Source organism: Leifsonia naganoensis (assembly GCF_013410615.1).
In the GTDB taxonomy this organism is placed as follows: domain Bacteria; phylum Actinomycetota; class Actinomycetes; order Actinomycetales; family Microbacteriaceae; genus Leifsonia; species Leifsonia aquatica.
In genome coordinates, this window is record NZ_JACCHJ010000001.1 from 385,695 (window position 1) to 398,073 (window position 12,379).

At 72.0% G+C, this 12,379-nt stretch carries 12 protein-coding genes; 3 read left to right on the forward strand and 9 right to left on the reverse strand.

Annotated features, from left to right (window positions below; genetic code table 11):
- Genes HNR14_RS01890 through HNR14_RS01900 form a run of 3 tightly spaced genes read left to right on the forward strand, consistent with a single transcriptional unit; the run spans nt 1 to nt 3,178 of the window.
- A complete protein-coding gene (locus HNR14_RS01890; RefSeq protein WP_179699557.1) occupies nt 1-1,530 on the forward strand; it encodes a GMC family oxidoreductase in 1,530 nt (509 codons plus the stop codon).
- 25 nt (nt 1,531-1,555) lie between these two features.
- Nucleotides 1,556-2,323, forward strand: a complete 768-nt coding sequence (locus HNR14_RS01895) for an SDR family NAD(P)-dependent oxidoreductase (protein ID WP_179699558.1) — start codon at nt 1,556-1,558, stop codon at nt 2,321-2,323.
- A 51-nt stretch (nt 2,324-2,374) separates the two neighbouring features.
- Entirely contained in the window at nt 2,375-3,178 is an 804-nt protein-coding gene (locus HNR14_RS01900) for an SDR family oxidoreductase (RefSeq protein ID WP_179699559.1), read from the forward strand.
- Nucleotides 3,179-3,231: 53 nt separating this feature from the next.
- On the opposite strand, the gene HNR14_RS01905 is transcribed toward HNR14_RS01900, so the two are convergent.
- The 9 genes from HNR14_RS01905 to HNR14_RS01945 all read right to left on the reverse strand — a co-directional run bounded on the left by HNR14_RS01905 (nt 3,232) and on the right by HNR14_RS01945 (nt 12,241).
- Nucleotides 3,232-3,924 (reverse strand): ATP-binding cassette domain-containing protein, encoded by a 693-nt coding sequence (locus tag HNR14_RS01905; RefSeq protein ID WP_179699560.1) that lies wholly within the window; start codon nt 3,922-3,924, stop codon nt 3,232-3,234.
- Complete coding sequence (locus HNR14_RS01910) at nt 3,921-5,675, reverse strand: branched-chain amino acid ABC transporter ATP-binding protein/permease (protein ID WP_179699561.1); 1,755 nt, start codon at nt 5,673-5,675, stop codon at nt 3,921-3,923. Before HNR14_RS01910 ends, HNR14_RS01905 begins: the two co-directional genes overlap by 4 nt.
- Nucleotides 5,662-6,522 carry a branched-chain amino acid ABC transporter permease gene (locus tag HNR14_RS01915; protein WP_179699562.1) on the reverse strand — a complete coding sequence of 287 codons (861 nt, stop codon included), beginning with the start codon at nt 6,520-6,522 and terminating at the stop codon, nt 5,662-5,664. Before HNR14_RS01915 ends, HNR14_RS01910 begins: the two co-directional genes overlap by 14 nt.
- Nucleotides 6,523-6,603: 81 nt before the next feature.
- Nucleotides 6,604-7,791, reverse strand: a complete 1,188-nt coding sequence (locus HNR14_RS01920) for an ABC transporter substrate-binding protein (protein ID WP_021764765.1) — start codon at nt 7,789-7,791, stop codon at nt 6,604-6,606.
- 165 nt (nt 7,792-7,956) lie between these two features.
- Nucleotides 7,957-8,346: a nuclear transport factor 2 family protein gene (locus HNR14_RS01925; protein ID WP_179699563.1), complete on the reverse strand. Its 390-nt coding sequence runs from the start codon at nt 8,344-8,346 to the stop codon at nt 7,957-7,959.
- A gap of 33 nt (nt 8,347-8,379) precedes the next feature.
- Nucleotides 8,380-9,198, reverse strand: coding sequence for a MoaF C-terminal domain-containing protein (locus HNR14_RS01930; protein WP_179699564.1), 819 nt, complete (start codon nt 9,196-9,198; stop codon nt 8,380-8,382).
- A gap of 32 nt (nt 9,199-9,230) precedes the next feature.
- On the reverse strand, nt 9,231-9,971 hold the full coding sequence (locus HNR14_RS01935; RefSeq protein WP_179699565.1) for an SDR family oxidoreductase: 741 nt from the start codon (nt 9,969-9,971) through the stop codon (nt 9,231-9,233).
- Nucleotides 9,968-11,128: a zinc-dependent alcohol dehydrogenase gene (locus HNR14_RS01940; RefSeq protein WP_179699566.1), complete on the reverse strand. Its 1,161-nt coding sequence runs from the start codon at nt 11,126-11,128 to the stop codon at nt 9,968-9,970. Before HNR14_RS01940 ends, HNR14_RS01935 begins: the two co-directional genes overlap by 4 nt.
- Nucleotides 11,129-11,299: 171 nt before the next feature.
- Nucleotides 11,300-12,241, reverse strand: a complete 942-nt coding sequence (locus HNR14_RS01945; protein WP_179702502.1) for an AraC-like ligand-binding domain-containing protein — start codon at nt 12,239-12,241, stop codon at nt 11,300-11,302.
- Between the last annotated feature and the right edge of the window lie 138 nt (nt 12,242-12,379).

Genomic DNA, 12,379 nt, shown 5'->3' on the forward strand with positions numbered 1-12,379 from the left:
ATGCAGACCAACGGTGTACGCAGCGCGATCGTGATCGGCGCGGGGTCGGCGGGTTCCGTCGTCGCCCGGAGGCTGGCCGACGCCGGAGTGGCGGTGACCGTGCTGGAGGCCGGCGGCGAGGACACGAACCCCGCCATCCACGACCCCAGCCGCATGGGCGAGCTCTGGCACAGCCCGGACGACTGGGACTACTTCACCGTCCCGCAGGAGCACGCGGCCGGCCGAGAACTGCACCTGCCGCGCGGCAAGGTGCTCGGCGGCTCCCACTCGCTGAACGCCATGATCTGGGTGCGCTGCGCGCCGGCCGACTTCGACCACTGGGCGGCGCTCGGCAATGACGGCTGGGCGTGGGACGACGTACTGCCCGTGTACCGCGCCATCGAGCGGTTCTCTGGCGGCGCCTCCGCGCTGCACGGCGCCGAGGGCCTGCTCGACGTGACCGACGACTATCCGCTCGACCCCATCCAGGAGTCGATCATCGCGGCGGCGGTCGAGGAGGGCCTCGAGCACAACCTCGACTACAACGGCGACCACCTCGACGGCGTCTCCCAGCAGCAGATCACCGTGCGCGACGGCCGGCGGCTGAACACCTACCTGGCGTACCTCAAGCCCGTGCGCGACCGCGTCGACGTGCGCACCGGATGCTGGGTGCACCGCCTCCTGATCGAGTCCGGCGACGATGGCACGCCGCGAGTCGTCGGCGTCGAGTTCGAGCGGGGCGGCGAGGTGCAGCAGCTGCGCGCCGACGAGGTGATCCTGTGCGCCGGCGCCCTCGATTCACCGCGCATCCTCCTGCGCTCGGGCATCGGCCCGGCAGCCGAGCTGGAGGCGCTCGGCATCGCGCCCGTCGCCGACCTCCCCGGCGTCGGCAAGAATCTGCACGACCACCTCCTCTCGCCGGTGATCTTCAGCACCGAGCAGGAGGTCGGGGCCCCACGCGCAGGCGTCTCGGTGACGCAGTCCCACCTGTTCTGGAAGAGCACCCCCGACAAGGAGGTGCCCGACACCCAGCCCATCCACTTCTCCGTCCCGATGTACCAGGAGGGCATGACCGGCCCGGCGGACGGATTCTCGCTGATGGCGGGCATCGTGTCGCCGAAGGCGCGCGGCAGCGTCACGCTGTCCGGGCCCGGCACGCACGACCCGCTGCTCATCGACCTCGATGCGCTCGGCCACGCGGACGACGTCGCGTCGCTCGTCGCCTCCGTGCGCCAGTGCCGCCGCATCGGCACCCGCCCCGCTCTCACCGCTTGGGGAGCGATCGAGCTCTACCCCGGCCCGGAGGTCGGCGACGACGAGCTCGAGGACTACGTGCGCTCGACCGTCGTCACCTATCACCACCAGGTCGGCACCTGCGCGATGGGCGTCGACGAGCAGGCGGTCGTGACGCCGCGGCTGCGGGTGCACGGTGTCGACGGGGTCCGCGTCGCCGACGCGTCGATCATGCCGCGCGTGACGACCGGCAACACGAACGCCCCGAGCGTGCTCATCGGCGAGAAGGCCGCCGCCTTCATCCTCGCCGGCGAGTGACCGCGACGCGGGACGGGGGACGACGATGGAGCTGGGACTCGCCGGCCTGTCGGTGATCGTGACCGGCGCGGCCAGCGGCATCGGCCGGGCGACCGCCCTGGCGTTCGCGCGGGAGGGAGCGCGCGTCGCCCTGCTCGACCGCGACGAGGCGGGACTCCGCACACTGCAGGCCGAACTGCGCGCCTCCGGCATCGACAGCGCAGTGACCCTCCCCGTCGACGTGACCGACGAGTCGTCCGTCCGTTCCGCCGTGGGCGAGGCGGCCGCCGCACTGGACGGCGTGGATGTCGTCGTCGCCTGCGCGGGGGTCTCCGGCCCGTTCGGCTCCCCTGTCGACGAGATCGCGCTGGAGGCGTGGAACGCGGTGCTCGCCGTGAACGTGACCGGGCCGTTCCTGCTCGTCAAGCACGCCCTCCCCCATCTGCGCCGCTCGGAGGCACCGGCGATCGTGCTGCTCGCCTCCGACTCCAGCTTCGTGGCGGCGCCCGGGATGGTGCCGTACAACGCCTCGAAGGGCGCCGTGCTGCAGCTCATGCGGGCGCTCTCCGTCGACCTCGCCGCCGACGGCGTGCGCGTGAACGCCGTGTGCCCCTCCATCGTGGACACCCCGATGGCCCGAGCAGACCTCGGAGTCGAGCCGGGCGGCTTCGCCGGGGCGGACTTCCCCGTGCAGACCGCCGAGGAGGTGGCGCGGCACGTGCTCTACCTCGCGTCGACGGCCTCGCGGCCCGTGAACGGCCACGCCCTCGTCTCCGACTTCGGCTACCTGGCCCGGTCGTCCTTTCCGGCCTGATCGCCTGATCGCCTCATCCACTCCACCATCTCCGAGAGAAAGCAGGCCGCCGTGACCGCACGCGGAGCATCCGTCGACGGCAAGGTCGTCGTCATCACCGGTGGCGGCACCGGCATCGGCGCCGCCACCGCCCGCCGCTACGCCGCCGAGGGCGCGCGCGTCGTGCTCGTCGGCCGCCGGCCCGGCCCCCTGGAGGCGGTCGCCGCCGAGACCGGAGGCCTCGCCGTGGTCGCGGACGCGAGCGTGCGGGAGGAGGCGGAAGCCGCCGTGCGCCACATCGTGACCGAGCTGGGCCGCATCGACGTCGTCGTCGCGAACGCGGGCGGGCACGGCCTCGGCACGGTCGACGAGACCGACGACGCCGCGTGGGAGCTGTCGTTCCGCACCAACGTGACGACGGCGTTCGTCCTCGCTCGCGCCGCGCTGACACCGCTGGTCGAGTCGCACGGGCAGATCGTCGTCGTCTCCTCCCTCGCGGGGCTCTTCGCCGGACCGGGCGTCGCCGGCTACACGGTGGGCAAGCACGCGCTGATCGGGCTCACCCGCTCCCTCGCCCGCGACTACGGCCGCTTCGGCGTGCGCGTGAACGCGGTCTGCCCGGGCTGGGTGCAGACGCCGATGGCCGACGAGGAGATGGACGACTTCGCCCGCGCCGCCGGGCTGTCCAGCCGCGAGGAGGGGTACCGGATCGTCACCGCCGCCGTGCCGCTCGGCCGGCCCGCGCTGCCGGAGGAGATCGCCTCCGTCATCCGCTTCCTCGGCTCGGCCGAGTCGTCGTACATCACCGGCGCGACGATCGTCGCCGACGGCGGCGCCCACATCGTCGACGTGCCGACCATCGCGCTCGACGCCTGATTCAGAGCGGGCCGCGCCCGGGGAGACGCGACCCGCTCAGCTCGTCGGCCCGCTCATCCCCCGAGGTACGCGCGGTGCAGCACCTCGGGCGACGCCTGGAGCGCCGACGCCTCCCCCTCGAAGGTCACGCGTCCGCCGGCGACGACCAGCGCGTCCGTCGCGACGCCGAGCGCCAGGTGGGTGAACTGCTCGACGAGCAGCACCCCGACCCCCGACTCGCTGAACTGCCGGATCATCGGCAGCAGGCGCATGAACACCACTGGCGCGAGCCCGAGCGACATCTCGTCGATCAGCAGGAAGCGCGGCTTGGAGGCGAAGGCGCGCGCGAGCACGACCATCTGCTGCTCGCCGCCCGACAGCAGGCCGGAGGCGCTGGTGCGCCGCTTCTCGAGCTCCGGGAACTGCGCGAGCGCCTCATCCACCCCCTCCTGCGACCCCGCGGTGAGCCGGATGTTCTCCTGCACGGTCAACGACGGGAAGATCGCCCGCCCCTGCTCGATGTGCACGATGCCGCGACGGGCGCGCTGCACGCGGGAGAGCTTCGCGATCGACTCGCCGTCGACGCTGATCGTGCCGGCGCTGGTCGCGACCACGCCGGAGATCGACTCGAGCAGACTGGTCTTGCCCGCGCCGTTCGGGCCGACGAGCGCCGTGATGCGGCCCGGCTCGACGCGCAGGCTGACGCCGCTGATGACGGGGCCCGCTCCACGGCTGACGGCGACGGAATCCAGGACGAGCGCGTTCACAGCATCTCCGTTTCACCCATGTACGCCTTCATGACGGCGGGGTCGGCGAGCACCTCCGCCTGCGGTCCGCTGGCGAGCACCTCGCCGAAGTCGAGCACGGTGAGACTGGAGCACACCGACCGCACCAGGTCGAGGTCGTGCTCGATCAGCACGATCGACATCGCGAACCGGGCGGGCGCCTGCAGCAGGCGCTCGCCGAGCTCGACGTGCTCCTCGTGCGAGAGGCCGGCGGCCGGCTCGTCGAGCACCAGGATGCGGGGCTGCGCGAGCACGTTGGCCGCCACCTCCACGAGCCGCCGGGTGCCGACGTCGACGCTCTGCAGCCGGGTGCGGGAGGCGGGGCAGCCGAAGAAGGCGAGGGTCTCCTCGATCTCGGCCGCGCTGAGTCGGCGGCGCGCGACGAACCGCACGTAGGCCTCGACCGTCAGCGTCGGCGGCACGCGGTCCTGCTGGAAGGTGCGCCGCAGACCCAGCCGGGCGCGCTTGCTCGCCGACAGGCCGCCGAGGTCGCGCCCGTCGAGGCTGACCGTGCCGGTGTGCTGCGGGAGGAAGCCGGTGACCGCGTCGACGAAGGTCGATTTGCCCGCGCCGTTCGGGCCGATGAGCCCCATGATGGTGTTCTCGCGCACCTCCAGGCTCACAGCGTTCAGGGCCTTGACCTGTCCGAAGGCGACGCCGAGGTCCTCGACCACCAGCACCGGCGCTCCTGACGACGGGGGCGCGGCGATGGGCGGAGCGACGGCCGTCTCCGGGGCGGGCTCGACGGCGGCGGCTGCCGCGACGACCGGCCGTCTGGCGGCCTGCCGCTTCCACCACGCGTTGCGGATCCCCTGGCCGAGGTTCGAGCCGCTCGTCAGGGCCTGCACCCCGAGCACGCCGAAGATCACGAAGCCCCAGTCCTGCGGGATGCCCCAGCGCTTGAGCAGCTCGGGCACCGCGATCCAGACGATGCCGCCGAAGATCGCCATGTCGATCAGGTACGCGCCAGACATGATCGCGAGCACGTACAGGGCGAGCGACTGGATGGGCGTGAAGCTGCTCGCGAACGGCAGCCCCACCTGGCCGGCGATGAGGCCGCCGCTGACGCCGCCGAGCGTGGCGCTGACGGCGAAGGCCGTGAGCTTGGCGCCGCGCACGCTCGCGCCGACCGATGCGGTGCCGCGCTCCGAGAAGGCGACCGACTTCCAGCTGGAGCCCCACCGCCCGTTCTGCAGGAAGTAGACGGCGATCCCGCAGATCACGAGGACGACCACGCTGAAGAAGAAGTAGGAGCGGTCGTCGCTGAACGCGTCCGGGCGCAGCACCGAGATGCCGTCGGTCGACCCGGGGAACTGGATCTGCACCAGGGTCACGTCGGCGGCGGCCGCGAAGCCCAGCGTCACCACCGCCAGGTTGACGCCGCGGAGGCGGAGGGCGGGGAGCCCGACCAGCACGCCGACGACGCCCGCGGCGAGACCGCCGAGGATCAGCCAGACGATGAACCCGCCCGGCGCCTCCAGCGTGTTCAGCAGCGAGACGATCCACGCGCCGACGGCGGCGAACGTCAGCTGGCAGAGGGCGATCATCCCGGCGCTGCCGGTCACGATGCCGAGACCGAGGATCGCGATGGCCGCGACCACGGCGCTCACCGCGAGGAAGACGAAGTAGCCGGAGAGCCCGACGCTCAGCAGGTAGCCGACGGCGAGGCCGACGGCTCCGACGATGAACGGCAGGGCGATCCGCGCTGCCGGAATGCCGCTAACGCGCCGCATCCCACACCTCCTTGCGCTGCATCCACAGCAGGAATCCGACGATGAACAGGAACGGCAGGAAGTTACGGATGAACGACACCGCGTCGATCTGCGCGACCAGGCCGCTCAGCAGCCCGAGCACGAGGCCGCCGACGACCGCGAGGTCCAGCCGACGGAACCCGCCGAGCAGCGCGGCCGCGGAGGCGGGGACGATGAGCATCGACAGGCTCGTCGCGTCGTTCGACTGCGACGGCGCCACGATGATGATGACCAGGGCCGAGATCAGCCCGGTGACCGCCCACACGGCGACGCTCAGGGGCCGGGACGGGATGCCGATCAGCTCGGCCGTCGTCGGCCGCTCACTGAGCGCCCGCAGCTTGGTGCCGATGGAGGTGCGCACCAGCACGATCCGGCAGGCGACCGCGACGACGATCGCGAGCGCCACGGTCACGACCGTGACCTGGCTCACCACCACCCCGCCGATCGAGAAGGCCGGTCCGGAGAGGATCGGGCTGAACGGCTGCGGCTTGTTGCCGAACAGGATGAACGACAGCGAGATCAGCATCAGCAGCGGCCCGACCGTGACGGCCGAGCGCGTCGTGATGTCGGCCTCCGGCAGCCAGGTGGCGATGATGAGGCCGATCAGGGCGCTCAGCGCTCCGCCGATCAGGACGCCGACCAGCGAGCCGAGCCAGATCGGCCAGCCGGCGTGGCTGACCAGCCACACGGCGACGAACCCGCCGAACATGCCGGTCGCGGCCTGCGAGAAGTTCACGACGCGCACGAGGCGCGCCATGAGGGTGAGGCACACCGCGAGCACGGCGTACAGTCCGCCGGCGGCGAGGCCGGCGAGGGCGCCCTGCAGCATCGGGGCTCCTTTCGGGTCGGGGGCGAGGAGGTGACGGCGTAGCCGGGGTGGGGCCCGCCCGCTCGGCGGGCCCCACCGGGGTCACTTCTTGGGGATGGTGATCCAGTCGTCGCCGTTCAGCTCCCAGGCGTTCTTCCCCGTGACGAGCTTGATCGGCCAGCCGGCGGTGTTGCCGTCGTGCGCCTTGGCCGTGCCGAACGTGTACGGCGTGCCGACCATCGGGTTGGTGATCGCGCTCATGTCGTGCAGCGCCTTGGTCACCGACTCGCGGGTGATGTCGCCCTTGATGCCCTCGGCGACCTGGATGAAGTACTTCGCCGCCAGATAGCCGCCCTGCGAGAACGACGTCAGCGGGATGTCGTTCTTCGTCATCAGGTCGCGCCAGTCTTTGTTGATGTCGCTGGACGCGTCGGTGAACGGGTAGAACTCGGCCGGCACGTAGATGCCGGCGCCGGCGTCGCTGACCGCCTTGGCGAAGTTGTCGCTGTAGACGCTGGTCAGGTACAGCCAGCTGACGTCGTTCCAGCCCTGCGCGTTCGCCGCCTTCACCTGCGCGATGGCGTCCGGCTCGACCGGGTTGATCGCGAGGGCCTTGCAGCCCGCGTCCTTCGCCTTGACGATGTACGGCGTGTAGTCGCTGGCGCCGTACGGGACGGTGTCGTCGATGTAGAGCGGCTTCTTGCCGGTGATCTCCGTCCACTTGTCGATCGCCTTCTGGTAGGCGGGACGCGTGCTGCCGGCGATCTCGAGGAGGACGCAGATGTTGTCGAGCTTGGCGACCTCCGAACCCCAGTACAGGGTGAGGGTCATGTCGTTGAACGGCCCGACGTTGGCCGGCGAGATGTTGGGGCTGTCGAAGCAGCCGGTGTCCACCCCGACGCCCGGGATGGAGAGGATCTTCTGCTGCTCGTAGTACTTGGCGTTGATCTCGCACTCGATCAGGCTCGCCGAGCCGACCATCGCGACCGCCTCGTCGCTGCCGACGATCTCGCGGGCGTTGGCGGAGGCCGTGGCCGGGTCGCCCTTGTCGTCGAGCGACTTGTAGTCGATCTTGTGGCCGTTGATGCCGCCCTTGGCGTTCTGGGCGGCGAAGACGGCCGCGGCGGCCTGCGCCGCCTCCGGGAACGTCGCCGCGCCGCTCTTGGTGTTGACGGAGCCGACCACGATCGGGGACGAGCCGTCGCCGCTCCCGCCGCCGCTGCAGCCGCTCAGTACCAGTGCTGCGGATGCCGCGAGCGCCGCTGCTGCGTAGAACACGTGTTTCCTCATGCGCTTCCCTGCCTCTCGGGTTGCGCCACGACCACTTCGTCGTGGCATCTCGGTGTGAACCTATGGCCGGGCGGTACCCGGCCGGTTGCCTGTCGCCGCATCCTTCTTGCCCGTCAGTGCTCGCCCGGGTGCTCGCCCGGATCCTCGCCCCGGCCGAACCGGCGCTCAGGAGAGGGCGTCGCGCACCTTCGCGGTGTCGGTGAACTGCTCGAACGCGACGACGCGGCCGTCGGCGAGACGCCAGACGTGCGCCACCCGCGCCTCGAAGTACCGCCCGCTCTGCCGGTGGGTGCCGCTGTACGTGCCGAGGCCGACGACGGTGTCGCCGCCGTCGACGAGCTCGGTGATCGCGGCCGTGTAGCCCTCCCACTCGGCCGCGATGCGCGCGAAGACGCCGGCGGCGACCTCCTCGGGGCCGATGTAGGTGCCCGCGTAGGGGAACCCGGCCATCTCGGTCCAGCGGGCGTCGGGCGCGAGGGGCGCCAGCATCCCCTCGATGTCCCCGCGGTCGCTGGCGGCGTAGTGGGCGGCGATGATGTCGCGGTTGGAGGTCATGGTCGTCTTCCGGTTCGGGGCGGGCGGTGGAGGTCAGACCGGCTGGGCGTCGGGGTACGACACCGAGCCGAGCGGGTAGATGTGGCCGCCGGCGCGGGAGTGCTCCGACTCCCCCGCCCCGTTCAGGCCGAGGAAGATCCCGGTCGTGCGCAGGTCGTAGCCGAGGTCGTGCAGCCAGACGCTGGCGACCGCGATGCGGAACTCGCGGAAGCAGAACAGATAGAGGCCGTCGGCGAACTTCCACACCGTCGAGAGGTCCATGTCGCCGTGGCCGCGCTGCACGCCCTCCAAGCACTGCCAGGCGTACCTCTGCGACGAGACGTAGACGTGCTCATAGAGGTGGTGCGGGCTGTAGCGGTAGACGTTGCGCTTGCCGATCAGGTCCCGGGAGGGCGCGGGCGCCTCCCCGGTCGGCTCGCCGCCGTCGGTGACCGCGGCGTGGAAGGTCTGGCGCACGCGCGGGGTGCCCTCCACCTCCTCCTCGCCGATCACCGAGTGTGCGACGAGCGCGCGGTGCGTGGACGTCGAGTACACGACCGTGATCGCCTCGCGCTCGACGCTGGTCAGCGGGAGGTTCACGAAGACGACGTCGTCGCGGGCAGCCACCGCGTCGTAGGGGTCGCGCCCCTCGGCCGCGCCCACGCCGATCCCGGCGCTCGCCGACCAGACGACCGCGTCGTCCTCGAACGTCAGCGCCAGCGTCGAGCCGCCGTCGAGGGTGAGGGCGAGGGAGGTCCCGGTCAGGTCGGTGTTCGGCAGCCGGTAGGTGTCGATGCCGGCGGCGAACTCGTCGTAGGTGCGCCACTCGTCGGTGGCGGGGTCGTGGAGGTCGTTCGTCGTGGTGTCGGTCATGGTGTTCCTTTCGTGGAGGGGGCGTGGGCGAATCAGCGCAGCGAGTAGCCGCCGTCGATCAGGAGATCGGTGCCGTGGCAGTAGCCGGCGTCGTCGGAGAGCAGATAGAGGGTGCCCGCGGCGATCTCGTCCACCGTCGCGAAGCGGCCGGGGACGGTGTTCGGGAGCCACTGGTCGTGCAGAGCGGAGTCGGCGGCGAGCAGCGGCGTGGCGACATAGCCGGGCGACACGGTGTTGACCCGCACCCCGCGCGGCCCCCACTCGACGGCGAGCGTCCGCGCCATCGCCGTCACCCCGGCCTTCGCTGTGTTGTAGGCGACCGTGCGCTGCGGCACGTTGACGACGCGGTTGCCCGACATCGACGCGACGGCCACCATGCTGCCGCTCCCCGCCGCGAGCATCGTCGGCGCGAAGGCGTGCAGGGTGAGAAAGACACCCCGCAGGTTCACGGCGAGCACGGCGTCGAACTCGCCGATCGGGAGGTCCTCGGCGGCCGTGTCCGAGCCGCGGATGCCCGCGTTGGCGACGACGTGGTCGATCCGTCCGCCGCTGAGCGCCAGGAGGTCGGCGGCGGCCTGGGCGATGCTGCCCGCGTCGGAGACGTCGCACGGGATGTGCTCGCCGATCCCGCCCGGCTCCACGTCGAGCCCGAACACGAGGGCTCCCTCCGCGGCGAGCGCGGACGCGATCCCCCGGCCGATCCCGCTGGTCGTGCCGGTGACGGCGGCCACCCGCCCGGCGAAGCGCGCCCGAGCGTTCGTCGCGCCGGTCATCGCGCCGCCAACCCGACGGCGGGGTCGATGACGGCCTTCAGCACGCCGCCGTCCCTGCTCTCGATCACGTCGTAGGCCGTGCGCACCTCGTCCAGCCCGAACCGGTGCGTCACCAGGGACGCGTAGTCGTAGTCGCCGCGCTCGAGGAGGCGGATGGCGGGCTCGAAGCCGCCCGCCGAGAGGAACGAGGGCAGCACGTCGATCTCCCGGGTCAGCAGGTCCTCGTCGGCGCGGAACGTCACGGGCGCGTCCGCTCCGCAGGCGCCGGCGAGCACCACCCGGCCGCCGCGGCGCACGAGCCGCACGGCCTGCTCCTGCGCCGCCGTCGCCCCGGCGATCTCGATCACGACGTCGGCCAGGGTGCCCCCGAGCGCTTCCCGGACCGCCGCGACCGCGTCGGTCTCGCGTGAGTTCACGACGGCGTCGGCTCCGAACGCGCGGGCGAGCTCGAGGCGGTTCGCGCGCGTCCCGACCACCACCACCCGCCCGGCCCCCGCGGAGCGCGCAGCCGCGGCGGCGAGGATGCCGACGGGTCCCGGGCCGATCACCACGACGCTCTCCCCCGGCGCGACCCGGCCGCGGGCGATGGCGCGGCAGGCGACCGCGAGGGGCTCGACCAGCACGGCGCGCTGCCACGGCATCGTCTCGGGCAGGCGGTGCACGACGGCCTCGGCCGGGACGAACAGGTGCTCGGCGTACCCGCCCCACATCCCCGGGGCGACGGTGCGCGGGATGTTGACGCCCAACTGGCGACCGTGCGGAAACCCGTTCGCGGGATCGTCGGCCTCGCAGAGGTTGTAGCGGCCCTCCCGGCAGCGCGCGCAGGAGCGGCACGGCAGCAGCATCTCGACCGCGACGTGGTCGCCGACGGCGAGGCCGCGTTCCGCCGCCGCGCTCGCGCCGATCGCCGCGACCTCGCCCACGAACTCGTGCCCGGGCACGAGGGGGAACGGGTCGCCGATGTGCCCGGCGAGGAGGTGCAGGTCGGTCGCGCAGACCCCGACGAGGGCGACGCGCAGGAGTAGATCGCCTGGGCTGAGCACCGGTACGGCCTGCTCTGCCGTCTCGATCACACCGCGGGCCGAGAAGATGACCTGTCTGCTGACCGCAGGGAGGTCCGTCGGGTGATCCGTCGGGGGAAGGGCACTGCCGGGCATCAGGTCTCCGTCTCCGCCCGCGCCGCACCGCGCGGGTCGACCCCATGGTGCGTGCGCCCGGACCGCCGCCTCAATGCCGCGGGCGGGATCATGCTCTGCGCGTCAAGCGCCCTTCCCTCCGCGACAACGCGAGCGGCCGCCGCGACGACGCAAAGAGGCCGCTCCCCGGGTTCAGCCCAGGTTCGCTGCGGCCGCGGCGGCGGCGCGGAGGTCGCTCGGCGACTCCGCGTACGCCGCCTTGAACACGCGGCTGAAGTGCGCTGCGTCGACGAAGCCCCAGCGCGCCGCGATCGCCGCGACCGGCCGGTCCCCGTAGATCGGGTTCACGAGGTCGCGCCGGCAGCGGTCGAGCCGCCGGGAGCGGATCCAGGACGACACCGTCGTGCCCTGCTCCCGGAACAGGCCGTGCAGGTGCCGGGTCGAGATGAAGTGCACGGCCGCGATCTGCGCGGGCCCGAGGTCGGTGGAGGCGAGGTTGGCGTCGATGTAGGTGCGGATGCGCTGCATCAGCGCCTGGTGCGGATCGAGCGCGCCGGTCATGTCCAGCTCGTTGGCGAACATCGTGGTGACGAGGTCGAGGGCGGTGTGCGCGAGCCGCGCGCCCGTCGGCCCGGAGAGCTGCTCCAGGTTCCCGGCCAGCTGCGCGAGGAGAGGAGCGATGATCCCGCCGACCCCGCTCCGCCCGCTCATCTGCACGGCCGTCAGCTGGGCGACGACGTCCGGCGGCAGGGCGATGAGATGCTTCGGGAACATCACCACCATCGTGCGGAAGTCGTCGTCGAACACGAGGGAGTACGGCCGGTTCGTGTCGTAGACGGCGAGGTCGCCCGGCTGGAGGGTGGCCTCCCGGTCGTCCTGGATCAGCAGTCCCGTGCCCGAGAGCATCAGGCTCAGCTTGTAGTAGTGACGGTCGGAGCCGGCGATCAGCTCGGGCGTGCGCTCGACGACGTGCTCGCCCGCGCTGACCTCGTAGACGTGCACCTCGTCGGCGCCGGCCCGCCGGATCCTCCCCCAGAACGGATCGGGCCGCGAGCTGGTCACCTCCAGCGGCACGAACGAGTCGGAGACCGCCTGCCGGAAGTCGCTGAACGTGCGCGCGATGGAGGTCGTCACGCGGTTGGGCTCACGGGCGGGGCCGGGCGTGGCGGGCGTTGCGGGTACGGGACTGAGCACGAGGAGCACCTCACTCGGATTCGGGACAGCGCTGTATACGATCCGTGATACGGGATGCTAGCACCGTTCCTACACGCG

Coding starts and splice junctions, on each gene's coding strand:
- HNR14_RS01890 (WP_179699557.1), top strand. CDS start 1: ATGCAGACCAACGGTGTACGCAGCGCGATCGTGATCGGCGCGGGGTCG.
- HNR14_RS01895 (WP_179699558.1), top strand. CDS start 1,556: ATGGAGCTGGGACTCGCCGGCCTGTCGGTGATCGTGACCGGCGCGGCC.
- HNR14_RS01910 (WP_179699561.1), bottom strand. CDS start 5,675: ATGCGGCGCGTTAGCGGCATTCCGGCAGCGCGGATCGCCCTGCCGTTC.
- HNR14_RS01915 (WP_179699562.1), bottom strand. CDS start 6,522: ATGCTGCAGGGCGCCCTCGCCGGCCTCGCCGCCGGCGGACTGTACGCC.
- HNR14_RS01920 (WP_021764765.1), bottom strand. CDS start 7,791: ATGAGGAAACACGTGTTCTACGCAGCAGCGGCGCTCGCGGCATCCGCA.
- HNR14_RS01925 (WP_179699563.1), bottom strand. CDS start 8,346: ATGACCTCCAACCGCGACATCATCGCCGCCCACTACGCCGCCAGCGAC.
- HNR14_RS01930 (WP_179699564.1), bottom strand. CDS start 9,198: ATGACCGACACCACGACGAACGACCTCCACGACCCCGCCACCGACGAG.
- HNR14_RS01935 (WP_179699565.1), bottom strand. CDS start 9,971: ATGACCGGCGCGACGAACGCTCGGGCGCGCTTCGCCGGGCGGGTGGCC.
- HNR14_RS01940 (WP_179699566.1), bottom strand. CDS start 11,128: ATGCCCGGCAGTGCCCTTCCCCCGACGGATCACCCGACGGACCTCCCT.